Origin of the sequence: Streptomyces sp. NPDC052396, assembly GCF_044593195.1 — a bacterium.
Lineage (GTDB): Bacteria > Actinomycetota > Actinomycetes > Streptomycetales > Streptomycetaceae > Streptomyces.
Genome location: NZ_JBIUAW010000010.1, coordinates 129,372 through 156,043 on the forward strand (window position 1 = coordinate 129,372; position 26,672 = coordinate 156,043).

Sequence of the window (26,672 nt, forward strand, 5' to 3'; positions counted from 1 at the left end):
GCGCCGCCCGCGGTGGGCGGTGACCGTGCTCTCGCGTGCCGCCCCGAGTTCCGTGAGGACGAGCGCGGCCAACCGGTCGGCGTCGGTGTCGGGTTCGACGTCGAGGGCGGTGCAGGCGATCCACGGGTACTCGCGGGGGATCACCTTGACCGCGGCGGCGACCGTGGCGTGCTCCGGGTGCGTCAGGTCGTCGCCGAGCACGTCCTGCGCACCGGTGGTGACGGCGACGATGCGGACGGGGTGGCGTACCTCCAACGCGCCGAAGGACCGGGCGAGGTCGAGGAGGGTGTGCATGCCTGCGCCTTGGGCGGCCGGGGCTGTGTCGGGGCCAACGGGTCCGGCCCGGTGCAGGGCGTCCTGGAGGGGGCCGAGGTGGACTGCCAGCCGGGTGGCGGGGCCAGGGGCGTCGGCGACGGTGACCGGGACACCGGCGGCCTCCAGCCGCGCGGCGACGGCCTTGGCGAGATCGCCTTCACCCAGCAGCAGACAGTGACCGGCCAACTCGCTCCGAACCGGCGGTGGTTCATGGCGCCAGCCGGGGGCATAGCACCACGTGCCCACATCACGGGGTCCTGCCCCCGCCCGGGCCAGGATCAGCGCGGCGTCCCGGGGCCCGGCGGGCGGGACGAGCACGTCGGCGTCGGCGAGGCCGAGGTCCGGTGCGGCCAGGAGCGTACGCCAGCCGTCGGCGTCGAGCAGCGGGCCGTGGGTGCGATGGTCGGTGTGGTGCCACCAGCCGTCGGTCAGGCCCCAGATCATGGTCAGCCAGGGGTCGTCGGCGGTGGTCTCGATCAGGGCGAGGGTGCCGTCCGGGGCCAGGAGCGAGCGCAGCCGGGCGAGGGTGATCCTGAGGTCCGGGGTGGCATGGACGACATCGAGGCCGCACACGAGGTCGAAGTGCTCGCCGGAGAAGCCCTGTTCGCCGGGGTCGCGGGAGATGTCCAGGACCCGGGTGCGGACGAAGTCCAGGCCGCGCCGGGCGGCTTCCTCGCCGATCCCGGCCACGAAGTGCCGGGAGACGTCGGTGGCGTGGTAGTCGAGCCTGCCGGGGGCGCGGGTGACCAGGGCCTGGGTGAGGTTGCCCTCCCCCGCGCCGACCTCCAGCACCCGCAACGGCCGGTCCCGGTCGCGGCCGGCGGCGAGCCGGTCGAGCAGGGTGCCGGTCAGCCGGGCCAGCCGCCCGGCCGCGCGATGGTCGGCGGTGCGCTCGCCCAGGGTGCGCCGCAGCAGCGTGCTGTCACCGCCGGGGTAGAGCACGTCCAGTGCGGCGCCCGGGGTGGACAGGGCCTGCGGGTAGCTGTGGGCGCAGTGCACAAGGAGTTCGACGAGCCCAGCGAAGGGCGGGTGGGCTGCTGTCAGTTCTTCTGCGATGGCCGCGGCGGTGTCGCCCGCGGTCGCGTCGGCGGCCAGCGTACGCAGAAAGTCCTGGAACGGGCGGAATTCCGCGAGCACTTCGCGCTCCCCCGACGCGAGGTAGTCGCGGGCCAGGGCCGCGCACAGCCGGTTCAGGCCGTCGCGCAGTCCGGGCCGGTCGTCGATGCCGGCCGGCGGCGGGTCGTAGGCGGCGAGCAGGTCCTTTTCGGGTTCCGTACCCGCGGCAGGTGCGTCCAGCCAGTGCCGGGTGCGCTGGAAGGGGTGGCCGGGCACGGTGGTCCGCCGGGGACGGTGGGGGCGGTGGAAGGCGGCCCAGTCGATGTCGCAGCCGGATTGCCAGAGTTGGGCGACGGCCCGGGCCAGTCCGGTCTCCTCGTCCGTACCGGGCGGCAGACAGCGCACCGCCGGTCCGGCGACGCGGCGGGCGAAAGAGGTCAGCCCGGCGTACGGCCCGGTCTCCGCGAACGCGACGGGGCCGAGGCCCGGGCAGCGCCCCAGCCCGTCGGCGAAGCGGACGGGCCGGCGCATCTGGTCGAGCCAGTACGCGGGCGAGGTGACGGCCTCGTCGGCCCAGTCGCCGGTGAGGCAGGACAGATAACGCAGTTGGGGCGGGTTGAGCCGGACGCACTCCAGAGTTGCCCGGAAGTCGTCCAGCAGCGGTTCGACGGCCGCCGAGTGGAAGGCGTGCGCGGTGGCGAGGGCGGTGGTGGGCACTCCGCGCCCGGCCAGGGCCATGGCCACATCCCGTACGGCCTCCGGCGGGCCGCTGACCACGCAGCGGCCCGGGGCGTTGAGCGCGGCGAGCTCCGCACCCCCGCCCAGCAGCGGTTCGAGGTCCTCGGCGGGCAGCGGGACGGCCAGCATGCGGCCGGGCGGCATCCGGTGCTGCAGCTCGGCCCGCGCGTGGACGAGCGTCAGCGCGTCCGGCAGGGAGAGCACTCCGGCGAGGGTGGCGGCGACGTACTCGCCCAGGCTGTGCCCGAGCAGGGCGGCCGGTTGCAGGCCCCAGTCCATCAGCGTGCGGGCGAGGGCGTACTCGACGGCGAACAAGGCGGGTTGTGCGGTCCTGATGTCATCGGTCGCCCGCAGGTCGACACCGCAGGCATCGACGTGGCTGCGGAACAGCGGCACCCGGCCGTACAGCTCACACCCCATGCCCGGCGCGGCTGCTCCCTGGCCGGGCAGCAGGAACACTGCCTGCCGCCCCACCACGGCCTGTTCGCCCGTGGTCTCGCCCAGCAGCCCGGCGGCCTCGGGGAGGCTGCCGGCGACGACGGCGGCGCGGTACGGGAAGGCACGGCGTCCGGCGAGGGTGGCCGCGAGGTCGGCGAGCGAGGTGTCCGGTTCCGGCGGTGACCAGGCGGCCACGTCCCGGAGGGCGTCCGTCAGGGCGGTGGGGGTACGGGCGGACACGACCAGCGGCATGGCGCCCCCGTCAACGCCCGCGTCCCGCACGGATGCTGGCGGCTGCTCGATGACCACATGAGCATTGGTGCCGCCGATGCCGAAGGAGCTGACCCCGGCGCGGCGGGGGTGCCCGGCCTCGGGCCACTCCACGGTCTCGGCGTTGACGTGGAAGGGCGTGGCGGCGAAGTCGATGGCGGGGTGGGGTGAGTGGTAGTGCGGGCTGCCGGGGATGATGCCCTCGCGGACCGCGAGCACGGCCTTGATCAGCCCGGTGATGCCCGCCGCGGCGTCGAGGTGGCCGACGTTGGCCTTCACCGATCCCAGGGCGCAGAATCCGGTGCGGTCGGTGTGGGCGCGGAAGGCCCGGGTGAGCGCTTCGACCTCGACGGGGTCGCCCAGCCGGGTACCGGTTCCGTGTGCCTCGAGGAGGCCGACGGTGTCGGCGGGGATCCCGGCGACGGCCAGCGCCTCGGCGACGGCGGCGCTCTGGCCGGTGACACCGGGGGCGGTGTAACCGACCTTGTCCGCGCCGTCGTTGTTCACCGCCGAGCCGAGGATGACGGCATGGACGCGGTCGCCGTCGCGCCGGGCATCGGAGAGCCGTTTGAGCAGGACGAGCCCGATGCCGCTGCCGCCCACCGTGCCGTTGGCGTCGGCGCCGAACGGAGCGCAGCGCCCGTCGGGTGCGTAGATGCCGTCCTCGGCGTACACATACCCCTGGCCCTGCGGCACTTGGAGGGAGACGCCTCCCGCCAGGGCCGTGTCGCATTCGTGGGTGAGCAGGCTCTGGCAGGCCAGATGCACGGCGACGAGGGAGGAGGAGCAGGCGGAGCCGACCGCGTAACTGGGGCCGGTGAGGCCGAGCTTGTAGGAGACGGTGGTGGCGAGGAAGTCCTTGTCGTTGTGGACGATCAGCGGGAAGCCGCCGAGCAGGCGCTGTGCGGTGCCGCCGGGCAGGACGTTGCGGAAGAGGTACGAGCTGAGGCTCGCGGAGAGGAAGACGCCGGTCGTGCCCCCGGTCGCCGCCGGGTCGTAGCCGGCGGTGTCGAAGACGTGCCAGGCCTCCTCCAGGCACAGCCGGTGCTGCGGGTCCATGACGGCGGCCTCGCGCGGCGCGTAGCCGAAGAACTCGGCGTCGAAGAGAGCGATGTCGTCGAGGACGCCCTCGGCGCCGACGAACCGGGGGTGGTTCACCTGCTCGGGGTCGCGGCCCCGGGCGAGGAGTTCGGCGGCAGCAAAGTGGGTGATGGAGTCGGTGCGGTCGAGGAGGTTCTGCCAGAAGCGGTCGACTCCGTCGGCGCCGGGGAACCGGCCGCCGAGGGAGATCACGGCGATGCCGTCGTCGCCTGGTAACGCCATGTCGCTCATCGGCGCCCTCCTCCCTTGCGGCGCGCGGCCAGCGCCGTGCGCCGGCGGCCGGCGCGGCGCGCCGCCTCGGCGAGGGCGCTGTCGGCCGTGTCCTTGCCGTCCTTGCCGTCCCGGTGCCGTTCGACGAAGGCGGCCAGGGCGGCGACGGTCGGCAGCCGGAAGACGTCGACGAGCTGGAGCCCGGAGTGGATCTCGCCGGCCAGTCTGCGGTGGAGGCGCAGGAGGCTCAGCGAGGTGCCGCCGAGGTCGAAGAAGGCCTGGTGGATGCCGACTTGTCCGGTGCCGAGCACCTCGCCCCAGATCCGGGCGATCGCCTTCTCCGCCGGTGTGCGCGGCGGGGCGTATGCGCCGTGGTCGGGCCGGTGCCCGTCGGCCTGCCGGATCAGGGCGGCGCGGTCGGTCTTTCCGTTGGCGGTGCGCGGCAGGGTGTCGGCCACGATCAGCGCGGAGGGCACAAAGGCGGCGGGCAGTTGGGTGCGCAGGGCGGCGAGAGCGGCCTGGGGGTCGACGTGCTCGCCGGGCAGGGGGCTGACGAAGCCGACGAGCCGGTGGTTCTCGGGACCGTTCCCGGCGACCACGACGGCGGCCTCGGCAACCGGTGCGCTCTGCCGCAGGGCGGCTTCGACCTCGCCCGGTTCGATGCGGACTCCGCGCAGTTTGATCTGGTGGTCCGCTCGTCCGGCGAAGACGAACGCGCCGTCGGGGCGGCGCACGGCCAGGTCCCCGGTCCGGTAGAGCCGGGAGCCGGGCAAACCGTATGGGTCGGGCCGGAAGGCGTCGGCGGTCGGGCCGGGGCGGCCGAGGTAGCAACGGGCGGGGGCGATACCGCCGATGAGGAGTTCGCCGAGGGCACCGACGGGAACCGGGCGCCCCAGCACATCGGCGGTCCGGACGCGGGCGGGGCCGATCGCGGTGCCGATGGCCGGAGTTCCGGTGCAGCCGGGAGGCAGGAGGGCGGCGGTGGCGTAGGTGGTGGCTTCCGAGGGGCCGTAGAGGTTGCGGACGGCCGCCCGTGGCAGACGGGCGTGGAGGCGTCGTACGAGTTCGGCGGCGAGGGGCTCGCCCGCCAGATTGACCGCCGTGAGGGAGTCGGGCAGTCCGTCGGCGTCCAGCAGGGCGGCTGCGGCGGACGGCACGGTGTTGAGGAGGGTGGCGACCGGGGCCCAGGGCAGGCCGGCCACATGCAGGGCACTGTCGGCGAGGACGACGGTGCCGCCATGGGCGAGCGGCGCGAACATCTCGAAGACGGACAGGTCGAACCCGGTGGAGGTGGTGGCCAGGACGGCCGTCAACTCACCGGAGCCGAAGGCCTGTCCGGCCCAGTGCAGAAAGGCTGCGGCGCTGTCGTGCTGGATGGCCACCGCCTTGGGGCGGCCGGTCGAGCCGGAGGTGTAGAGGAGGTAGGCGAGGCTGCCGGGCAGGTCGGGGCCGTGGTGGTCGGCGTCGTCCCCGGGACGTGCCGGGGGTGCGGGCCCGTCGACGTGGTGGACGGGCAGGCCGTCGGGCACCGGCGGGGTACCGAGCGCGGTCTCGGTGAGCAGGAGCGAGGCCCGGGCGTCGGCGAGCATCAACCGTGCCCGTTCCGGCGGCAGTCCGGGGTCTACCGGCAGATAGGCGGCGCCCGTCTTGAGCACCGCGAGGAGCGAGACGAGGAGTTCGGGCCCGCGCTCCAGCCGTACCCCGGCGACCTGTTCGGGGCCGAGGCCCGCGCGGCGCAGGAGTGCGGCGCGCCGGTTGGCGCGGGCGTTGAGGAAGCGGTAGCTGAGGTGTGCGGTGCCACAGGCCACGGCGAGGGCGTCGGGACATCGCTGTGCGGTGCGTTCCACCAGCCGGTGCAGTGGGGGGTGCGGGGTGTCCGGCGTGGCGGTTCCGGCGAGGCGGCGGGCTTCCTCGTCCATGAGGAGGGGCAGCCGGCTCAGCGGGGTGTCCGGCGCGCGCAGGGCGGCGGTCAGCAGGGTGCCGAAGTTCCGGGCGAACGCGGCGACTTCGTCGGGGTGGCCGTGTCCGTGTTCCGCTTCGACGATCAGCCGCAGTCCGTCGGGCGTCTCGCCGGCGGTGACGCTCAGTTCGTACTTGGCGGCGGGTGCCGCCACGGGCACGACGCGGCAGTGCACGCCCGGCAGGTCCGGGGGTTCCGGGGGGCGTTCATGGGCGAAGAGGATCTGGAAGAGGGGGCTCAGGTCGGGTGTGCGGTCGGCGCCGGTCGCCTCGACGATGTCCTCGAAGGGGGTGGTGCGGTGCTCGAGCGCGCCGAGCAGCGTCTCCCTGGTACGGGCGAGGACAGTGGTGAAGCCGGGATCGCCGTCGAGCCGGATGCGCAGCGGCAGCACATTGAGCAGCGGGCCGACGGTGGCGAGCCCGGTGGTGTCCTCGCGCAGCCCGACGGGTGAGCCGATCACCACGTCCTGCCGGCCGGTGTACCGGCCGACCAGGCAGGCGAGTCCGGCGAGGAGCAGCATAAAGGCCGTAGTACCGGTCCGTTGGCAGAAGGCCGCCGCTTCCTGGGACCCGTAGTGCACGACGCTGCGGGCGGGCGGGCCGCCCGCCGGGTGGCCGGGGCTCCGGAAGACGGTGGTACGGGCCGGGGCTCCGGCCAGCTCGCGACGCCAGAACTCCCGCCCGTCGTCTTCCTGTTGGTGCTCATAAACCGGCGCGGGTGCGCCGAGGCCGTCGGGGCGGCCGGCGAGGGCCGCCGCGTATCCCTCCTCCAGGTCCCGGCAGACCACGGCGAGGGAGCCTCCGTCGAAGACGATGTGGTGGACGGAGAGGACCAGCAGGGCACGGCCGGGGCCGTGGTACAGCAGGGTCCACTCCGCCAGGGGTCCGGTGTCGAGCCGGAACGGACGGGCCGCGATGCGCCGCAGCACTTGCCCGGTTTCCTCTTCCCTTTCGTCTTCGCCGAGATGGCTGAGATCGACCGTCCGCAGGGTCGCCGCCCGGCCCGTGACCAGCTGCCAGGGCCCGTCGTCGGTCTCCACGAACACGGTGCGCAGTGCCTCGTGGCGGAGGCCGATCCGCCGCACCACGTCCCGCAGTGCCGCCGGGCGCGGCGCACCGGTGAGCTCGATGGCGGTGCAGATGTTGTACGCGGGCACCTCGGGCGCGAGCCGGTGCAGGAACCACATCCGGCGCTGGGCCGGGGCAAGGGGGCGTGGTGCGGCGGCAGGGGTCATTCGGCGGCACCTCCGGCCGCCGGTGCGGCGGTGCCGGTGATGCCGTCACCGTGACCCTTGCCTGCGAGCCGGGCCTGGTCGATCTCGTGGGCGAACTCGCGCAGCGAGGGCGCGTCGAAGAGGCGGCGTACGGAGACACGGGTCCGGAACACTTTGTTGGCCGCGGCGGTGGCCTGCATGGCGCGCAGGGATTCGCCGCCGATGTCGAAGAAGCTGTCGGCCGCTCCGATCCGGTCCAGCTTGAGGACGTCGGCCCAGATGGCGGCGAGGGTGCGTTCGGTGTCGGTGCCGGGCTCGATGTACTCCTGTTCCTGGGTGAGTTGGGCGTGGCTGGGGGCGGGGAGCGAGGCGCGGTCGACCTTGCCGGCGGCCGTGAGCGGGACGGCGTCGAGGACGATGACCCCGGTGGGCACCATGTAGCGGGGCAGCCGGTCACGTATGTACGCCTGGATGTCCGCGGGTTCGGGGCGTTTTCCGGGGGCGGGCAGGACGTAGGCGACAAGCACCTGGTCGCTTGGGTTGTCGCCGCGGGCCACGACGATGGCGCGCTGGAGGTCGGCGTGGGTGTCGAGGACGGCCTCGATCTCGCCGAGTTCGACGCGGAAGCCGCGGATCTTGACCTGGTGGTCGGCGCGGCCGAGGAATTCCAGCTGGCCGTCGGCCAGGTAGCGGCCGAGGTCTCCGGTGGCGTAGGCGCGTCCGCCGGGGACGGGCGACTCCGGGTCGGGACGGAAGGCCGCCGCGGTGTCGGCGGGGCGGCCGAGGTAGCCGCGGGCCACTCCGGCTCCGCCGACGACGAGTTCACCGGCGACGCCGAGCGGGGTGGTGCGGTTGCGGTGATCACGGGGGTGCACCCAGGTCCCGGCGACCGGGCGGCCGATGGGCAGGTGCGGGCCCTCGTATGTGTTCTCCCCGTCCCATGCGGCACTCCACACGGTGGCCTCGGTCGGGCCGTACTCGTTGTGGAAGCCGCTGCCGGGCAGCAGTTCGCGGCAGGTGCGTGCCAGCTCTGCCGGGCAGGACTCGCCGGCGGCGATGACGGTGCTCAGCGCGTCGAGGTCGCCGCGTCCGGCCTGGTCCAGGACGGGCGCCAGCAGCGAGGGGATGGCGAGGGTGTGGGTGGGGCGCTGGCGGGCGGCGGTCTCCACGAGGGCGGCGGGGTCGAGCTGTTGGCCCTCGCCGGGCAGGACGAGAGTGCCGCCTTCCGTCAGTGTCCAGAAGATGCCGGCGACCGAGCTGTCGAAGGCGAAGGAGGACAGCAGCAGGAACCGTTCGGGTGCGGCCGGGTAGTGGGCGCGCCGAGCGGCGAGCGAGGCGACGACGTTGCGGTGCTCGACGACGACGCCCTTGGGCTGCCCGGTGGATCCGGAGGTGTACATCACATACGCGGCGTTGCCCGGTGTGGCGACGCCCTCCGGGTTGTGGGTGGCGGTGCTGCCGTCGGCCGCGTCGGCGGCTACCGTCCGTACGCCCGCGGGCAGTTGAGGGGCGAGGCCGGGCTGGTGGACGACTGCGACGGCACCGCTCGCGGCGAGGACGGCGGCGGTGCGCTCCTCGGGCTGGGCCGGGTCGAGCGGCAGATAGGCGGCGCCCGCCTTGAGCACGGCGAGCAGGGCGACGATCTGGACGACGGACCGTTCGGCGTGGACACCCACCACGGTCTCGGCACCGGCGCCGAGGGTGCGCAGGTGGTGGGCGAGGCGGTTGGCGCGCCGGTTGAGTTCACCGTAGCTGAGCACCTCGGTGTCGAGCTGTACGGCGGGGGCGTCGGGGCGCTCGGCGGCTCGTTCCGCGACCAGGTCGTGCAGGCAGCGGTCCGAGGCCGTCGCAGCGGGGCCCCTGGTGAAGGCGGCCAGTGCCTCGAGGTCGGTGTCGGAACGGAACTCGGGCCGGTCGTAACGGCCGTCGGGGTCGGCGGCGATGGCGGCCAGCACACGGGCGTAGCTGTCGCGGATGCTCTCCATGAGGCTGTCGGAGAACTGCAGGCTGTCGTACTCGACGCGGACCTCGAGCGCGCCGGTCTCCCGGTTGAGGCGGAAGATGCCGCAGAAGGGGAAGGTGGACTCGCCGTAGAGCTCGTTGGCCACGTGGCCGACGCCCCGGTCGGTCCAGCGGTCGAGGACGTTGAAGACGTGGTAGTTGGTGAAGAAGAACAGCGTCTCGGCGAGGGGTTCGTTGCCCTGGTGGCGTTTGAGCTCGGCCATGGGCAGCCGCCGGTAGGGCATGGAGGCGCGTTCGGACTCCAGGGTGGCGGTGAACAGTTCGGCCCAGGTGCCGCCGCGCATCCGCAGGCGCAGGGCGAGGCTGTTGACGAACAGGCCGATGGCGGTGCTGCCGTCGGCGGTCTCGGGGCGGCCGTTGGTGACGGTGTAGGTGAGGGTGTCCTCGTGCCCGCCGTAGAGGGACATCACCGTCATATGGGCGGCCATCAGGACCGTCTTGAGCGGGACGGCGTGGGCGGCCGCAACCCGTTTGAGCCCGTCGGACAGCGCGGCGGAGACGGGGACGGCGATGCGGGTGATGTCGCGCTCGCCCTTGTCGGCCCGAGGCCCGGCGCCTGGCCTCGGCAGGCGCATCAGGGTGGCGTCCGCGAGGTAGGAGTCCCAGAACTCGTAATTGCGGCGGTCCTTGAGGGCCTCGAGTTCCAGCGCGACGGCGTCGCGCATGCCGGCGGTGGGCGGTTTGACGGTGATCGGCTCGTCGTAGATCACCGAGAAGTAGTGACTGAACAGCTCGGTGATCATGAGGGCTTCGCTCCAGCCGTCCACGATCTCGTGGTGGAAGCCGTAGGTGAACTGGAAGGCGTCGTCCGCCAGGCGCTGCACCATAAAGCGGATCAGCGGGTACTCGTGCAGTTCGAAGCCGCGTTCCTTCTCCCGCTCGATCCAGCGGTCGACACGGGCGTCCTGCCCGGCGGCGGTCAGGCCGCGCAGGTCCTCGTGGTGCAGCGGGTCGGCGAACTCGCGGTGCACCAGCTGCAGGGGGCGGCTGAAGCGGCTCATGTCGAAGGACGTGCGCAGCATCGGGTGCCGCTCGACGAGCTGGTGGACGACCATGCGCATGACCGCGAGGTCGAAGGGGGCGCGCAGCCGCACCGAGGCGATGGCGTGGTAGACCGCCGACTTGGCGGCGAAGTCCCGGTGGAAGATCATGCCTTCCTGGAGCAGGTTGAGCGGGAAGGCGTCCTCGACGTCCGGCGGCATCATCGCCCGGTCCTCGGCGGAGATCAGCGCGAAGGGCCCGGTGACCGGTGTGCCGGGCAGGTCCTCGTGGGCGTCCAGGTGAGCGGCGCAGCGCCGTACGGTGGGGTGCCGGTGCAGGTCGGCCACGGTGACGTCGACGCCACGGGCCTGGGCACGGCTGGCGATCATGACGCTGCGGATGGAATCGCCGCCGAGGACGAAGTAGTTGTCGTCGACGCCGACGCGCTCCACGCCCAGGACCTTGGCGACGGAGGCGGCGAGGATCTCCTCGGTTGCGGTGCGCGGGGCGATGTACTCGGCGGTCTCCCGGACCCGTTCGTGCGGTGCGGGCAGCGCGGCGCGGTCGACCTTGCCGTGGCCGGTGACGGGCAGGGCGTCCAGGGTGACGAGGGCGGCCGGGACACAGGGTTCAGGCAGTTGCTCGCGGCAGTGCGCGACGAGTTCGGCGTGTGTGGGGGCCGGGACGTCCCGGGCGGGGACGACATAGCCGACGAGCGTCAGCTCGCCCTTCAGCGGCGAGGAGCGGCCCGGGTCGTCGTCCAGCCGGGCCACCACCACGGCCTGGGCGACGCCGGGGTGCGCGGCGAGGACGCTCTCGGTCTCGGCGGGTTCCACCCGCACACCGCGGATCTTGACCTGTGCGTCGGTGCGGCCCAGGTATTCCAGGGTGCCGTCGGGGCGGCGGCGGGCCAGGTCGCCGGTGCGGTGGAGCCGGCCCTCGCCCGGGACGGCGCCGTCGGCGGCGAAGCGCTCGCGGGTGAGCTCCGGCCGTCCGAGATAGCCGTCGGCGACACCGGCCCCGCCGATCCACAGCTCGCCGGGCACCCCGTCGGGGACGGCCTGGCGCCGCGAATCGAGCACATGGACGGTGGTGTTGGCGAGGGGACAGCCGATGGGCACCGGCCCGGTGTGCGGAGTTTCGGCGTCGACGACATGGGCCACGCTGCCGACGGTGGTCTCGGTGGGGCCGTACTCGTTGACGATGCGCGCCCCGGAGGAACGGAACAGCTCCAGGCTCTCCGCGCGCAGCGCCTCGCCGCCGACGACGAGGGTGCGCACCGCGCCGTGCACTTCCTCGGGGGTGAGCAGCTGGTTGATCACGTCGAGGTGGGTCGGGGTGAGCTTGACGAGCGTGAGGTCCTTCTCGGTGCGCAGCGCGGCGATCAGACCGGTGATGCCCGCGCTCTCCGGGAGCATGACGACGCGCCCGCCCGCCAGGAGCGGCCCGAGGAGGGCGGTGAGGGTGAGGTCGAAGCCGATGGAGGTGTGGACGAGGGCGCCGCTGCCGCGGTCGAGTCCGTAGGATTCCCCGCACCAGGTGAGGTAGTTGACGAGTGCGCGGTGTGGGACGCGGACGCCGTTGGGCCGGCCGGTGGTGCCGGAGGTGTAGAGGATGTAGGCCGGGTCGCCGGGGTCAGTCGTGACACCGGTGGGGGTGGCGGGCTGCGCAGCGATGAGCGCCTGGTCGGTGTCCAGGGCGACGGGGACGGCGGTGCCGATGGCGCTGCCGAGCCGGTCCCTTACGTCAGTGGTACAGAGCAGAACGGGCGCGGCGGTCTCCCGGAGCGCGAACTCCAGCCTCCTGGCCGGGAATCCCACGTCCACGGGGACGAACGCCGCGCCCGCCTTGAGCACCCCGAGGAGGGCGACGAGGAGTTCGGCGGAGCGGCCGGCCGAGACGACGACGTGCTGCCCGGGCCCGACACCGAGCCCCGCGAGATGATGTGCCAATTGGTTGGCCCGGTCGTCGAGTTCGGCGTAGGTGAGGTCGTCCTGTCCGTCCGCGCTGACGGCGACGGCCCGCGGGGTCCGGGCGGCCTGCTCGGCGAAGAGCTCGTGTACGGCCCGCCGGGGTACCTCGGTGTGCGGGCCGCGGCCCGCTTCCCGGGTACGTGCCGCGGCCTCGTCCGTCAGTAAGGGGATGTCGCCGACGGGGCGTTCGGGGGCCTCGACGGCGCCGCGCAGCACGCGGAGGAGACATGAGGAGACATTGTCGGGGAAGGCCTCGTCGACGCGGCCCTCGTCGTAACCCAGCTCGATGCGCAGGCTGTTGCCGTCGCGTCGGGCGGTCATCCTGACGGGGACGCCGGTGGCGGCGTCCTGGTGGACGGTGGTGAAGGTGAGGCCCGCCCGCTCGAGCGGAGGTTCGGCCCGCTGCGCGGTGAAGGTGACAAACGGTCCCCGGGCGCTGCCGTCGAGGCTGCCGAGGAGTTCGGGGTCGCAGTGGTCGAGGCGGTCCTCGCTCTCGGCCACGAGCGCGGCAAGGGCGCGGACGTATTCCGCGAACGACGTGTCGTGGCCGATGTCGTGCACTAGGGGGAATTCCCGTTCGAACGCCCCGACGGCTCGCCGGAGTTCGGGGAAGGAGCGGCCGTCGCGGGTGAGGGCGACCGGCAGGTCCCGGTCGCCGGCCAGGCGCCGGACCACGATGCGCAGGGCCGCGTGCAGCACGGTCGCGGCGTCGGTGCCGAGCTTCGCGGCGACGCCGTCCACCCCCGCGACCAGTTCGGCGGGCAGCTCCGACTCCCGCACCCGCCACACGCCCGGGGCGGCGCCAGGCAGGGCGATGCCGGGCAAGGTACCGGGGTCCTCGGCGACGGCGTGGGTGCTCCAGTAGGCACGGTCCGGTGCCGCGTCCTCGGCGGTGAGCAGGTCATGGTGCCAGGCGGCGAAGTCGGCGTACTGCACGGGCGGTTCGCCTTCGGGGCGGTCCTCCTCCGTGCAGGCGGCGAGGATCTCCTCCGCCACGATGCGCAGGGAGGCCCGGTCGGCGACCAGGGCGTGCGCGGTGAGCACCAGGACCTCACGGCCGTCACCGGCGCGCGCGAGCGCGGCACGGAAGACGGAGCCGTCGCGCGGGTCCAGTGCGGTGCGTTCACCGAGGCGTATCTCGTCCAACCCGGATTCTTCCGGCGGAAGTTCGACGACGGTGAGCGGCGGCTCCCCCGGCTCGAGGACGACCTGGACGGGAGCGGTGCGCCCGGCGAGCCCGGTGAAGGCCGTCCGCAGCGGCTCATGGGCGGCCACCACGGCGGCCAGTGCGGTGCGCAGTCGCGTGACGTCCAAGGGACCGCCGGATATCGCCACGGTGGACTGGGTGTACGCGCCCTGCTCGCCCTTCTTCCCTCCCGCGGCCCGCAGTTTCTCTCCTGTGGCCCACAGGTGCCGTTGCTGGGGCGAGACCCGGTAGCCGGCGTTCACCGTCTCCGTCACGTTCCATCTCCCTTGGCGCGTTGGTGGAAGCAGCACTGAGCGCACCCCGGGCATGCCGAGGCGATTTCTCTGACATCTGGTCCGGCCGTCCGGCACCACAACGTGTCCGCCGCGCAGGCATGCAAGTAAAAGGCGACGGAGAAACAGCCCTGGAGAACTTGGAAAGGAGCGTACGCAATCACGCGCACGTCGCCATAAAGGGATCACCGACGCGCACCGGGGGTTTCCGGAACGTGCGCGACCGAAAGGGTCGCTGGTCGGCATCTTTCGTTTCCGACTATACCATCTGCACATTACACATTGCGGGGTTGCTTCACAACCAACCCCCCTTCAGGCCAAGGAGATTGGGTGCCTCGAGGAAGTCGGCGAGGGGGACGACGACCCCCAGGGCGGCGGCCACGCGGTCGAGGAAGACCGCGGCGTCCTTGTCGGAGACGCCGGGGCGGAAGAAGCACTCGGTCATGCTGTCCGGAGGGGCTCCCCGTACCTGGGCCCAGAGCGCGGCGAGTTGCCGATCCACCCCGGGCTCCGGGGGCGGAGCGGTCTCCGGCAGCGGGGTGCATGCCTCGGGCGGCGGCAGCGACTCCGCCGGATCGGCCCCTGCCGCGCGGGCGTCCAGCGCCTTGCGGATCTCCGCGAGCGGGCACTCGATCAGCGCGGCCGGCAGCGGGCTGCCGGGCAGCCGCTCCCGCAGGCGCCGGCGGAGGGCATACGCGTCGGGCGCCGGGCCGACGGTTGCCCGGGCGAGGTGGAGGACCGGCTCGCGGACCACGAGACCGGCACCGGTCCGCCGCTTACGCACCGCCAACAGGGCGGCGGCGATGCCCGGTTCCTCGTCCACCTCGGCCTCGACGCGCCGCAGGTCGGCATCCCGGCCGCCGAGGAGTGCGCCGTACGGCCGCCGTACGGGCTCGGCCGCGCAGTGCGACAGCCGTACGGCCGGGTCGGCGAGGACCGCGCGGAGCACCGAGCGGTAGCCCTCGGCCCAGGCGCGGGCCGTGCCGGGGTCGGTCAGCAGCCCGTCGGCGATCACATCGAAGGGGATGTGCCCGGTGCCGTAGTCGAAGGCCTCGAAGGTCAGGTCCGTGGCGGTGGGCGCGTCCTGCACGTCGTCCCAGCTGCCTTCCCCGTCCTCCAGCTCCGAGACGGCGACGTCGCCGGCGAAGTCCAGGACGGCGGCGGGGATGTTGTGGAGGTTGAATCCGATCTGCTCCAGCGGATGGGGGTGCAGTTCCCGCCCGGGATCCATGAGCGGGATCAACTCCGGGAGCGGCAGCCGCTGGTGGTCGTGGGCGACCAGGCACTCCTCCCGCACGCGGCGCACGGTCTCCGCGAAGTCCGGGTCGCCGGCCAGGTCGCCGACCACGACCAGGTAGTCGGAGAACGGCCCGGTCATCGTCTGCACGGTGCGGCCGTGCCGGGCGGCCACGAGCGAGGTGGTCACAAACCGGTCGGCGCCGGACGACCGGGCGACCAGCCAGTGGAAGGCCGCCAGCAGCACGACATAGGGCGTGACACCGGCGTTTCTGGCGAACTCCCGCACTTTCCCGGCGAGTCCGGCGTCGATCTCCTCTTCCAGCAGGAAGCACTCCCGCCGCCGGCCCGGCGACCGGGGCCGGTCCACGGGCAGTTCCACGGCGGCCAGCCCGTCCAGCCGGTCCCGCCAGCGCTCCGCCTCCCGGGCGATGCGCTCGGGCGTCCACCATGCGCGCTGCCACTGCGCGTAGTCGGCGTACTGCGCGGGCGGCGCCGGGGTCCGTGGCGGCAGGCCGTCGCGCGCGGCCCGATAGCGCACCATGAGCTCGTCGTTGAGCAGGGTGGCGGACCACAGGTCCGCGACGATGTGCGGGATGTCGATGAGAAGGAGGTGTTCCTCGGGCGCCAGCCGGATCAACGCCACGCGGCCGGGAGGACGTTCGTCGAGGACGACCCGCGCGGAGTACGTCTCGTCGACGATCCTGGTGATCTCCCCTTCGCGCAACTCCCCGGGGAGGGCGCTGAGATCGGCCATCGGCAGGCAGTTCCCCGCCGGTTCCCCGATCACCTGCACGGGTTCACCGTCGATGACGGGGAAGCGGGTGCGCAGGCATTCGTGGCGGCGTACGAGTCCGGTGTACGCGCTGCGCAGCGCCGCGGTGCGCAGCGGGCCACGGAGCCGGACGATCGTGGGCTGGTGACTCGGAGCTCCCTCGATGAACCGGTCGAAGGCCCATTCGTCCGTCTGGCTCGCGGACAGAGCCAGTGGGCGGTCTCGGGGTGCGGGGCGGTCAGGCGGGCGAAAGCGTGGACTGCCGAAACTCACGTACGCGTCCCTCCCTGTGCTATCGGTTCCGTGCCCCCGTCATCGGTGCCACCGGATTCTCACCAGTGGGTCGAGCCCTGCTTTGACATGTCTGCCGACCGCCTCGACGGGCAGGTATTCCCTGTCGTCGGTCAGCGGAATCACCAGATCCACCTGTGATCCGTATCGGATCTGCGAGAAGCGGTACCCCTGGGGGAGGTATGTCCCCTGGCGCAGCCGGAACGGTGTGATGGCGTCCACGTCGTAGTCGGCGATCTGCAGCATCCAGTACGGGCCGCCCAGTCTGGGGGCGTCGACCCTGTTGACCACGCGCTCGTTGTAGTGGAGGTAGCCCGCCCGGTCCGGATCGATGCGGAGGCTTTCGAGCAGGCCCCGTTCCATGGCCAGCATGGGCCGGTTGAACGTCCCTATGGGTTCCTTGAGCGCGTACGAGAGCCGGCCGCCGTAGGGCATGCGGTTGATGTGAACATCAAAGAAGGTCATGAAGATGCCGATGACCAGGCACCGCCGGCCGAAGGTCGCGTCGCGGAGCGCCGTGGTGAGCGAGTAGGGCTTGCCCTTGATGTCGACGATCGGTTCGCCGGGGCCCACCGTCTTCTGGTAGACGACGATGCCGTCGGCCGGGGAGAAGAAGTAGTGGTGGTCGATGTAGGCGGCTCGCGCGGGATCACGGAAGAAGTGGTACTGCGATATCCATTCCAGCGGCCTGTCCTCGTAGGGGACGACCTCGTCCTCGATCCAGTCCTTCAGGTCCTGGGCCATGCTCTCCCCCGTCGGTGTGGCGTACCGCGGCCGTGCATATGCACTCGAGCACAAACTGAGGCTCGACTGAAGCACCGGATCCAGCCATCGTTGCGGGCACCGAATTACCGCTCTCCCTAGCTCAGTTGAACGGTCCGTGGCAATGGCGCGGCATCGCGCGGAAATACTGGCCGGGCCGCCCGACGCGCCGTCTTTTCGTCCTGCGTGGCCACCGGCAGGACTGAGGCAGGCGGTACGCGTCAGCTGACCCGAAGACCCACCGCCAGCGTCAGTTCAAGAACCCGGTGTGGCGATGCGAGATCCGGAAACAGCTCCCGCAGCTGCGACATCCGGTACCGGACTGTCTGGGGATGGACGAACAACTCCGCCGCCACCTCGTCCCGCCTGCCCTGGTGCAGCAGCCACGCCCGCAACGTCTCCTCCAGCCGCCGTGCGGTCGCGGCAGGCAAGGTCCGCAATGGTGCGAGGGCTCGGGCACGCAGGTCTGCGAACGCGTCCGCGTCGGCGCTCAGCACCAGCTCGGGCAGGTGGTCCTCGGTGTCGCGAATATCAGAGGAGAGGGAGCGCGCACGTACGGCTCGGGCGTACGAGGCGGACGCACGAGTCCATGGCCGGGCCGGGCCGACCACGGCCATGCGGTCGGTCAGCTGCCGCAAGAGATGTGATCGGTCGGCATCGGGGACGAGCAGCACACCGGTGGCGTCCGGCAGATCGTCCAGGACAAGAGTGCTCGGGTCGAGCGCGCGGTAGGCAGGCCGGGCCTGGGCGGCGGGCAGCAGGACCGCGGTCAGCGAAACCGGAGGCTGCCACCCGGCCCGTTGAGCAGAGGCCAGCAGCACGTCCGGGCTCTCGCCGGCGAGGAGGTCGCGGGCCAGGTGTTCCAGGTGGCGCTCGTGGGCCCTGCCCCGGGCGGCCAGTTCGTCGGCGTGGCCCGCGGCGCTGGCGGCGGAGAGCTCGTCGATGTAGGCGAAGGTCAGCTCGGCGAACTTGGCGACCTCGGCGGCGGGCAGACCTGCGGATACGGCACCCGCTGCCAGGCATCGCCAGGCCACGCGGGCGCCGACGCGGTAGGCACTGAGCAGGGCGTCCATCGAACGGCCGTCGCGCACCTCGCCGCGGCCCAGCTCATAGGCCGCGTCACCGGCGTCGCCGCCTGTGGCGTTCCCGCTCGCGAGGTCCAGGTAGTTCCCCAGGGCGGTGCGGACGGCTCGGCGGATGGTGCCACCCATGCGGCCCGAAAGGGCATTGGCGTAGGGAGGGACCTCGTCGATGATCGCCTGGACGACCTCGTCGGCGGTGGTCTTCAGCGCGGCCCGAAGTGCGGTGACCGTCGTCTCATCCAGGGCCAGTTCGCTGGCCCTCCGGATTGCATGGCTCACGTTTTTATTCCCTGCGAACAATTCAGTCGACGAGATTTACATCCTGCGGTCAGGACTTTACGCCTTGAGGCGCAGCAAGCTGGGGTCATGACGAGTGCAGCCCTCCGCAGCAGGGCGTGGAAACTACTGGAGATGGTCACGACGCCGCTGCTGCCGTCGGACTACCTCGACCTGATCAGCCCGCTGCGGGCGGGCGCCGACCTGCGCGGGCGCATCGAGGCCGTGCACCCCGAGACGGGTGACGCCGCGACCATCGTGATCAGGCCGGGACGGGGCTGGCGCGGCCACACAGCCGGACAGTATGTGCGGATCGGGGTCGATGTCGACGGGAGGCGCCTGTGGCGCGCCTACTCCATCACCTCACCGACAAACCGCCAGGACGGCCGCGTCACGATCACCGTAAAGGCGATCCCGGACGGCAAGGTCAGCAACCACCTGGTCCGCAGGGCGACACCGGGCACGCTGATCCAGCTCGACCAGCCGACCGGTGACTTCGTGCTGCCGCAGACCAAGCCCGCCAAGGTGCTCTACCTGACGGCCGGCAGCGGCATCACGCCCGTGATGGGCATGCTGCGCGACACCGAGTTCGACGACGTCGTCATGGTCCACTGCGCGCCACAGCCGCAAGACGTGATCTTCCGCAACGAACTGCACGACCTGGTCGCGGACAAGAAGCTGCGCCTCACCGAGGTGCACACCGACACAGACGGCATGCTCGACATCGCCCGTCTCGACGAACTCGTGCCCGACTGGGCCGAGCGCGAGACCTGGGCTTGCGGACCCGCGGGCCTGCTCGACGCCGCCGAAGAGCACTGGACCGAGCACGGCGTCCAAGAGCGCCTGCACACCGAACGCTTCCGCCCCAGCATCGTCGTCGCAGGCGACGGCGGCGAGGTCACGTTCAGCGCCACCGGCAAGACCGTCGACGCGGACGGCGCCACGCCGTTGCTGGACATCGGCGAGGAGGCCGGCGTGCTCATGCCCTCCGGGTGCCGCATGGGCATCTGCTTCGGCTGCGTCACGCCGCTCAAGGCGGGCGCCGTCCGCGACCTGCGCACCGGCGAGATCACCGAGGCCGAGCCTGGCGTCCTCATCCAGACCTGCGTGTCCGCCGCGGCGGGCCCCTGCGACATCGAACGGTAGGAGCACCTTGACCGCCATCGACCCCACCGCCCACCTGACCGCGGAACAGATCGAGGAGCTTGGCCGCGAGCTGGACGCGATCCGCGACGAGGTGCTCGCCGGCCGCGGTGAGAAAGACGCCGCCTACATCCGTAAGGTCATCTCGGCGCAGCGCAAGCTCGAGCTGGTCAGCAGGGGCGTGCTGCTGTTCTCGATCTTCCCGCCCGCGTGGCTGCTGGGCACCGCCGGTCTGTCCGTGGCGAAGATCATGGACAACATGGAGATCGGCCACAACGTCCTGCACGGCCAGTGGGACTGGATGCGGGACCCGAAGATCCACTCCACCACCTGGGAGTGGGATCACGTCTCGCCGTCCGATCAGTGGAAGCACTCGCACAACGAGCTGCACCACACGTACACCAACGTGATCGGCAAGGACAACGACCTCGGCTACGGCATCATGCGCGTCGACGAGGACCAGAAGTGGCACCCGTTCCACCTCGGCCAGCCGCTGTGGAACTTCATCAACGCCTGCTTCTTCGAGTACGGCATCGCAGCGTACGACCTGGAGCTCGGCAAGAACCTGCACAAGCGCCGCCGCAAGGACCCGGAGTTCCGCGCGCGGGCCAAGGCCGTGGGCCGCAAGATCCGCAAGCAGGTGCTCAAGGACTATGTGATCCACCCGCTGCTGTCGGGCCCGTCGTTCCTCCCCACGCTCGCCGCCACATTCACCGCGAACCTGGTCCGCAACATCTGGTCCCACTCGGTGATCATGTGCGGGCACTTCCCCAAGGGCGTACAGGTCTTCGAGCGCCGGTCGATCAAGGGCGAGACGCGCGGCCAGTGGTACCTGCGCCAGATGATGGGCTCGGCGAACATCAGCGGCAGCAGGGCCATGCACTTCATGACCGGCAACCTGTCGCACCAGATCGAGCACCACCTGTTCCCGGACCTGCCGAGCAACCGGTATGCCGAGGTCGCGGTGAAGGTGCGCGCACTGTTCGAAAAGTACGAGCTGGAGTACGTCACCGGGCCGCTGCCCAAGCAGGTGTTCTCCGCCTGGCACAAGGTCTTCCGGCTCTCGCTGCCGAACAAGAAGCCCAAGGTCAAGACGCCGGACCGCGAGCAGCAGCTCGTCGCGGCCTGATTCCCGGTATCGGTCCGGATCCGTCGGCTCCCAGTCGGGTCGGACCGTTGAGTCCAGCCACACCCCGGCCGGCAGTGGGCCGAGCGCGGTGGACGGCACTAGTAGGGCTTGGTCAGGTTCGGTTGCCGTGGAGCCGATGGCGGCCCGGCTCGGCGAGGACGGCAACCGGCAGGCCCTCGCGCACTTCGTGACCTCCAGCCCCTGGAACCCGGCACATGTGCGGGCCCGGCTCGCGTGGAAGATGGAACAGGCCATCCAGCCGACCGCTTTGATCATCGACGACACCGGCTTCCTCAAGGACGGTGACGCCTCGGCGTGTGTGACACGGCAGTACACCGGCACGGCAGGCAAGGTCACCAACTGCCAGGCAGGCGTGTCCCTTCACCTGGCCTCCGATCACGCCTCGGCCGCCGTCGACTGGCGTCTGTTCCTCCCGGAGAGCTGGGACCCGGCGTCACCGAAAGCCGATCCGGCCAAGGTGGGCCGCCGCGCGCAGTGCGGCGTCCCCGCCAGCGTCGGCCATGTCGAGACCTGCGCCCAACTCGGCTGTGTCGTCGGCCCGTTGCGCGACCACGGGTGGCCCCGGCCGGGAACGATCCCGGCCCTCGAACGTCTACAGTTCCGCAGGCCGTCTACGGACGCGTAGACAATCGCTCTTCTGCCTTCAATCGTCCGCAGGAATGGGCTTGACCTCATGAACCGCCGCATCGTCGCCAAGCCGGCCGGGCGTGCCGGTCTTGGCGCGTGGACGGCGTTCGGGGTGCTGGCCGGGGTCGTCGCCGCCGGCGCCGGTGGGCCGCTGGGGCCGGACAGCGGCCTCCTGTCGTGGTCGGTGGCTCACCGCCCCGCGATGGCACTGACCCTGGCCCGCGGGGTGACCGACCGTGGACCGCAGCCGAATGGTGGCCTTTCCGGCATGGCAGGGCAGGGCGTGCGGCACCAGCGGCCCGCTCCCGACCACCAGGCAGCTGATCAGGGCAAATGGAGAACTGGGACGGGAGAGTCTAGGGTCAGCACGTGGCTTTCGTCATGGTGTGCGAAGACGACGCGGCGGTCCGCGGCGTCCTCAAGCGCGCCCTGGAGCACGACGGCCACACCGTCTCCGTCGCCGCCACGGCCGACAGCCTGCTGCGGCAGCTCGAACCGGCACCTCAGCTGGTCGTCCTGGACCTCGGGCTCCCGGACGCCGACGGCCGCGACGTCTGCCTGGCCCTTCGGGCTCGCGGCGTCGACGCGCCGGTGTTGATGCTCACCGCCTTGGACGGCCTGCATCACAAGGTGGGCGGCTTCGAGGCCGGCGCCGACGACTACATGACCAAACCCTTCGACATTCCGGAACTGCTGGTCCGCGTCCGAGCGCTGCTGCGCCGGGCCACCGTGGCGCCCGCACCGCGGGAGGTCGTCCTCGATCCGGCGAAGCACGTGGTGACCTACGACTCGGTGAGCAAGAGCCTGACCCCGACCGAGTTCCGGCTGCTGGGCCGCCTCATCGCCTCGCAGGGCGACGCGGTACGCCGCCACGCCCTCATCGCTGCCGGCTGGCCACACGGAGCGCAGGTCAGCGACAACACCCTCGACTCCTTTGTGCGCCGACTGCGGACCAAGCTCGGTCCGCTGGGTGTGGCCGAGCGTCTGGCGACCGTCCGCGGCGTGGGCTACCGATGGCAGTGACAGGATTCCGCAGGAGGGTCGTCGCGCTCACTGTGCTGATCGCCACCGCCGTGGTCGCGGTACTGGTCGTGGTCTCGCATCTGCTGCTGAGCCGGGTGACGGACACCGACGCGCACGATCTGGCGCGCACCCGCGCCGAGGCGGTCGCGGCGAACGTCACCACCGTGGACGGCCGTGTCGTGCTGACGGAGAACAGCAGCGAGGCGCTCGACGAGGTCGCCTGGGTATATGCCGACGGCCGCCTGATCGACGGGAACATACCGAGCAGCATGGTCGAGCGCGTCGAGGCGCTGGCAGGCTCACGGCGATCACAGACCGCCACCGTCGCGCACTACCTCCTGTACGCGCAGGAGATCCCGGTCGACGGCCACCACGTCATGGTGATCGTCCGGGTGGACCTCACGCCCTATGAGACATCCGAGCAGCACAGCCTCACCTTGTCGCTGATACTGGGCGGCCTCGCGATCCTCCTCGCCGGCGGTGTCGCGCACCTGGTGGTGCGCCGCGCGCTGCGGGTCGTGCACGAGATGGCCGCGCTCGCCGACGACTGGGGCCATCATGAACCCGGGCGCCGCTTCGACCTCGGAGTCCCCCGCGACGAGTTCGGGGAACTCGGGCAGACCCTGGACCACCTCCTGGAGCGCGTCGAGACCGCGCTGGCGGACGAACGCCGGCTCACCGACGAGATCGCCCACGAGCTGCGGACACCGCTCACGGTCCTGCGGGGCGAGGCGCAGCTGGCGCAGATGTCCGGCGAGCCGGTGCCGCCGGAGGCGGTGCTGAGCGAGGTCGGCCGCCTCGATGCGGCGATCACGACGATTCTGCGCGCCGCGCGCGCACGGACAGACGCCGGGACACGGTGCGATCTGCGCTCCGCCGCGCGGCAGGCGATCGCCGGCCGCGCGGTCGAGGTCGCCTTTCCCACGAGGATCGAGGTCGCCGTGGCGGCCGACGTCGCCGTGGCGCTGCTGTCGCCCCTGCTGGAGAACGGCCTGCGGCATGCGCGGTCGCGTGTGTGGATCACCGCGCGCATCCAGGGTGAGGCAATCGTGGTCGATGTCCTGGACGACGGCCCCGGGTTCGATCCCGCTGAGGTCGACCGGGTCTTTGAAACGGGTGTGACCGGCGGCGGCGGGTACGGCCTGGGGCTGCCGGTGGTCCGGCGCATCGCCGCCTCGGCCGGGGTGGAGGTCCGCGCGATCGCGGACGGCCGCGGTCACGTCGAGGTGACACTCCCGGCCGCGCGTGCGGCCACGTAGTCAGGTTGCTTGCAGGTTCCCCGCGCAAACCTCCCCACATGACGACGACAGCCGAAGCCCGCGCGCGCAGCGGGCGGCTCATGCTCAACAAGGTCCCTGAGGTCACCATCTGGTTCTGGGTGATCAAGGTCCTGTGCACGACGGTCGGTGAGAGCTTCGCCGACTGGATCAACACCCAGCTGGGCGTCGGCCTGGTGAACACGGCCTGGATCTTCACCGCGGTCCTGGTGGTGGTCCTGGCCGTCCAGCTGCGACTCAAGCGGTACATACCGTTCGCCTACTGGCTGACCGTGGTCATTGTCAGCGTCACGGGCACCTTGTACACCGACATCCTGACCGACCAGCTGAACGTGCCGCTGTGGATCAGCTCCGCGGTCTTCTCGGTACTGCTTGCGGTGGTTTTCGGCGTGTGGTGGCTGCGTGAGCGCACGCTGTCGATCCACTCGGTCACCACGCTCTCGCGGGAGTCGTTCTACTGGCTGACTGTCCTGGTCACCTTCGCGCTCGGCACCGCGACCGGCGACTGGACTCTGGAACTGACCGGCTGGAGCCCGGGCGTCTCGGTGCTGCTGCCGCTCGGCCTCATCGCGGCGATCACGGCGCTGTGGAGGTTCGGCGCGAACCCGGTGCTGTCCTTCTGGCTCGCCTACATCCTGACCCGCCCGCTGGGCGCGAACATCGGCGACTGGCTCGCCTCCCCCAAGGCCGCCCAGAACCCGGGCGACCCGACCGGTCTCGCGCTGGGCACGCTCACCACCAGTCTGATCTTCCTCGGCCTGATCCTGGCGACAGTGGTCTACCTGACCGTGACGCGCTCGGATGTGACCGAGACCCACCAGGCGGCCCACGCCGCACAGATCACCGGCAACCCGCGCAAGGAGCGCACCGCGCTTGGCGGCTTCGGACTGCTGGCCGTCGCCACCGCGGCCCTGCTGGTCTGGGCCCACGGTCAGCCGCACGTCGGCCCGGCGCCGGAGACCGACACCACCTCCGCCGTCCAGCTGCCTCCCGGGCAGGCGGTGAAGAACTTCCCGCCCGCGAAGGTCAGCGCGCTGCGGACCCTCGCATCCACCTCGCTCAAGGACACACGCTCGGGGGACGCGGCCGGGGCCCACGCGGCCGCCCAGTCGCTGCGTGACCTGTGGGATGCCGACCAGTCCTCGCTCCAGCCCCTGGACCAAACCGGCTGGACCTCCATCGACGCCCAGATGGACAACATGCTCAAGACCTTCGGCATCGACCACCCGAACCCGCCCATGCCGCCGGCGCAGCAGGAGAGCGAACTGAACGCCCTCCTGGCGGACCTGGGCTGACAGACCGCACAGCACCCGGCCACCCCACCCGGCCGACGGGCTCAGTGCGCCGGGCTGCGCCGAGAACCGCGCCGCCTCGGCACACGCCGGCGAGCCCCGCCCCCTCCGTTGCGTCGTGTGCCTCCCCCGCGGGGCGGCGACGGTGGTTCTGCGGAGCAGGCGGCGTACTGGACATGGCCGATGTGGACATGCCCGCTCCCCTTCCGGCAGCGCGTCGCGCTGCCGGTACCGGGCCGCGCCGGGGCGAGCGCGCTCAGGCCACCGTGGCGAGTTCCCGGGCCGGCTGCGTCTGCTCGTAGGCGTGACCGACCCGCAGGAGCGTGGGCTCGCCGAGGGGACGGCCGAGCAGCTGCATGCCGATCGGCATGCCGACCGAGTCGTGGCCGACCGGAACGGTCAGGGCGGGCACCCCGGTGATGTTGGCGGGGGCGGAGAGGCGCACGTAGGCGTCGGAGACGCCCTCGACCGTGCCGTCGGGCCAGCTGACCGTCGCCTCGTCGGCGCCGACCGCGGGTATCGGCACGCTCGGGGCGGCGATCACGTCGACCTGATCCAGCAGCCGGGTCCACTCGGCGCGCATGAGCGTGCGGGCGCGTTGCGCGCGGACGTAGTCCCCGGCGCTCATCAACTCGCTTGCCTCCAGGAGGATGCGGACGTCCTCCTGGTACAGCTCGGGGACCGTGCGCAGGCTGTTCTCGTGGTAGGCCCCGGCCTCCGGCACCATCAGACCCCACTGGGTGGCCTGGATGTAGCGGGTCATCGGGATGTCGACCTCGACGAGCCGTGCGCCCAAGGTTTCCAGCTGCCCGATGGCGTGCCGGACGGCGGTCTCCACGCGCGGGTCGACGTTGTCGAAGTAGTAGGTGCGCGGCAGGCCGATGCGCAGCCCCGTCAGGTCCGTGCCGGCACCGGGCCGGTAGTCCGTAGCGGGCACGGACAACGAGGCGGGGTCGCGCGGATCGTGTCCGGCCAGTGCGGTCAGGACCAGGGCGGCGTCCTCGACGGTGCGGGTGATCGGACCGACGTGGTCCAGCGACCAGGACAGGGAGGTGACGCCGTGGCGGGGGACGAGACCGTAGGTCGGTTTGAGCCCGACGACCCCGTTGAGCGCGGCGGGCACCCGGATCGACCCGCCGGTGTCGGTGCCCAGGGCGAAGGTCGCGGTGCCCGATGCGACGGCGACCGCGGAGCCGCCGCTGGAACCACCGGCGACCCGGCCGCGGTCCCAGGCGTTGCGGGTCTGCGGAGTGGTCAGGCCGAACGCGAACTCGTGGGTGTGGGTCTTGCCGAGCAGGACCGCGCCGGCCGCGTTCAGACGCGCAGCGACCGTGCTGTCCGCCGTCGCGCGATGGTCGGCGCGCACCCGGGAGCTGGCCGTGGTGGCCATCCCGCCGACGTCGATCAGGTCCTTGAGTCCCATCGGGATGCCGTGCAGCGGTCCCCGGTAACGGCCGTGCGCCGCTTCGTGTTCGGCCTCGCTCGCCGCCCGGCGTGCCTGCTCCGCGGTGACCGTGACATAGGCGCCGAGGTGCGGTTCCACTTTCTCGATGCGATCGAGGACGGAGTCGACCAGTTCGACGGGGGAGAGTCGCCGGGCACGGATCGCGTCCGCGGCGGCGGCGAGGGACAACTCATACGGCTGCATCGTGCGACTCCTGTCCGGCGCGGTAGGCGGCGGCGGGCGGGACATCCGCGAAGTCCAGCTCGCGCAGGACCGCGACGACGCCGTGGATGTGGTTGGCGACGGCGGCGACCGCGGCGTGGCGTTCGGCGGGCAGCACAACCCCCGCGCGGGCGGCCCAGCGGGCGGCCTCCGGCGGTGTGAGTTCGACAGTGGTCATGGACCTTCTCTTTCCCGGTCGAGGGTGGGGCGGCGGAGTACTTGAAGGCGCTAAAGGCCAAGAATTGGCGTCAGGCGACCGCAGGTGCCACGACTGCTCGGTGGCGCGGCTGTTCGGTGGTCCGCGCGTGGGCCACCG

The 26,672-nt window shown here is 71.8% G+C and carries 13 protein-coding genes and 1 pseudogene (1 of these 14 only partly in view); 6 read left to right on the plus strand and 8 right to left on the minus strand.

Going from position 1 to position 26,672, the window contains the following annotated elements; all coding sequences use genetic code 11:
• From ACIHFE_RS25305 to ACIHFE_RS25330, 6 genes are all read right to left on the minus strand, one after another.
• Window positions 1-4,149, minus strand: partial view of an SDR family NAD(P)-dependent oxidoreductase gene (locus ACIHFE_RS25305; RefSeq protein ID WP_400109906.1) — the 5' portion only. 1,227 nt of this gene lie to the left of the window's left edge; the window shows 4,149 of its 5,376 coding nt (coding positions 1-4,149); it begins with the start codon at window positions 4,147-4,149; the stop codon falls past the left edge of the window.
• Window positions 4,146-7,322, minus strand: coding sequence for an amino acid adenylation domain-containing protein (locus ACIHFE_RS25310; RefSeq protein WP_400109908.1), 3,177 nt, complete (start codon window positions 7,320-7,322; stop codon window positions 4,146-4,148). Before ACIHFE_RS25310 ends, ACIHFE_RS25305 begins: the two co-directional genes overlap by 4 nt.
• The gene (locus ACIHFE_RS25315) at window positions 7,319-13,738 is read right to left on the minus strand and encodes an amino acid adenylation domain-containing protein (RefSeq protein WP_400109910.1); all 6,420 of its coding nucleotides are present in this window, start codon (window positions 13,736-13,738) and stop codon (window positions 7,319-7,321) included. Before ACIHFE_RS25315 ends, ACIHFE_RS25310 begins: the two co-directional genes overlap by 4 nt.
• 313 nt (window positions 13,739-14,051) lie before the next feature.
• A complete protein-coding gene (locus ACIHFE_RS25320; protein ID WP_400109912.1) occupies window positions 14,052-16,040 on the minus strand; it encodes a condensation domain-containing protein in 1,989 nt (662 codons plus the stop codon).
• Between the two features lie 39 nt (window positions 16,041-16,079).
• Entirely contained in the window at window positions 16,080-16,802 is a 723-nt protein-coding gene (locus ACIHFE_RS25325) for a phosphatidylserine decarboxylase (RefSeq protein WP_400109913.1), read from the minus strand.
• A gap of 239 nt (window positions 16,803-17,041) precedes the next feature.
• Window positions 17,042-18,181 carry a PucR family transcriptional regulator gene (locus ACIHFE_RS25330; protein WP_400109915.1) on the minus strand — a complete coding sequence of 380 codons (1,140 nt, stop codon included), beginning with the start codon at window positions 18,179-18,181 and terminating at the stop codon, window positions 17,042-17,044.
• 87 nt (window positions 18,182-18,268) lie between these two features.
• On the opposite strand from ACIHFE_RS25330, the gene ACIHFE_RS25335 reads away from it, so the two are divergent.
• From ACIHFE_RS25335 to ACIHFE_RS25360, 6 genes and pseudogenes are all read left to right on the plus strand, one after another.
• Window positions 18,269-19,324, plus strand: a complete 1,056-nt coding sequence (locus tag ACIHFE_RS25335) for a ferredoxin reductase (RefSeq protein ID WP_400109917.1) — start codon at window positions 18,269-18,271, stop codon at window positions 19,322-19,324.
• Between the two features lie 7 nt (window positions 19,325-19,331).
• Window positions 19,332-20,450, plus strand: a complete 1,119-nt coding sequence (locus ACIHFE_RS25340; RefSeq protein ID WP_400109918.1) for a fatty acid desaturase family protein — start codon at window positions 19,332-19,334, stop codon at window positions 20,448-20,450.
• Between the two features lie 124 nt (window positions 20,451-20,574).
• Window positions 20,575-20,979: pseudogene (locus ACIHFE_RS25345) on the plus strand (transposase); the annotation flags it as partial.
• Window positions 20,980-21,467: 488 nt separating this feature from the next.
• Entirely contained in the window at window positions 21,468-22,121 is a 654-nt protein-coding gene (locus ACIHFE_RS25350) for a response regulator transcription factor (protein WP_400109919.1), read from the plus strand.
• A complete protein-coding gene (locus tag ACIHFE_RS25355; protein WP_400109921.1) occupies window positions 22,112-23,380 on the plus strand; it encodes a sensor histidine kinase in 1,269 nt (422 codons plus the stop codon). The genes ACIHFE_RS25350 and ACIHFE_RS25355 overlap by 10 nt, the downstream gene beginning before the upstream one ends.
• Before the next feature lie 38 nt (window positions 23,381-23,418).
• On the plus strand, window positions 23,419-24,693 hold the full coding sequence (locus ACIHFE_RS25360; protein ID WP_400109923.1) for a hypothetical protein: 1,275 nt from the start codon (window positions 23,419-23,421) through the stop codon (window positions 24,691-24,693).
• A 253-nt stretch (window positions 24,694-24,946) separates the two neighbouring features.
• Here ACIHFE_RS25360 and ACIHFE_RS25365 read toward each other — a convergent pair whose 3' ends face one another.
• The gene (locus tag ACIHFE_RS25365) at window positions 24,947-26,338 is read right to left on the minus strand and encodes an amidase (protein WP_400109925.1); all 1,392 of its coding nucleotides are present in this window, start codon (window positions 26,336-26,338) and stop codon (window positions 24,947-24,949) included.
• Complete coding sequence (locus ACIHFE_RS25370; protein WP_400109927.1) at window positions 26,325-26,534, minus strand: hypothetical protein; 210 nt, start codon at window positions 26,532-26,534, stop codon at window positions 26,325-26,327. The genes ACIHFE_RS25365 and ACIHFE_RS25370 overlap by 14 nt, the downstream gene beginning before the upstream one ends.
• Between the last annotated feature and the right edge of the window lie 138 nt (window positions 26,535-26,672).

What these genes read in the sequence shown, in the direction of transcription:
- ACIHFE_RS25310 (WP_400109908.1), bottom strand. Translation starts at nt 7,322, where the DNA reads ATGACCCCTGCCGCCGCACCACGCCCCCTTGCCCCGGCCCAGCGCCGG.
- ACIHFE_RS25325 (WP_400109913.1), bottom strand. Translation starts at nt 16,802, where the DNA reads ATGGCCCAGGACCTGAAGGACTGGATCGAGGACGAGGTCGTCCCCTAC.
- ACIHFE_RS25335 (WP_400109917.1), top strand. Translation starts at nt 18,269, where the DNA reads ATGACGAGTGCAGCCCTCCGCAGCAGGGCGTGGAAACTACTGGAGATG.
- ACIHFE_RS25355 (WP_400109921.1), top strand. Translation starts at nt 22,112, where the DNA reads ATGGCAGTGACAGGATTCCGCAGGAGGGTCGTCGCGCTCACTGTGCTG.
- ACIHFE_RS25360 (WP_400109923.1), top strand. Translation starts at nt 23,419, where the DNA reads ATGACGACGACAGCCGAAGCCCGCGCGCGCAGCGGGCGGCTCATGCTC.
- ACIHFE_RS25365 (WP_400109925.1), bottom strand. Translation starts at nt 26,338, where the DNA reads ATGCAGCCGTATGAGTTGTCCCTCGCCGCCGCCGCGGACGCGATCCGT.
- ACIHFE_RS25370 (WP_400109927.1), bottom strand. Translation starts at nt 26,534, where the DNA reads ATGACCACTGTCGAACTCACACCGCCGGAGGCCGCCCGCTGGGCCGCC.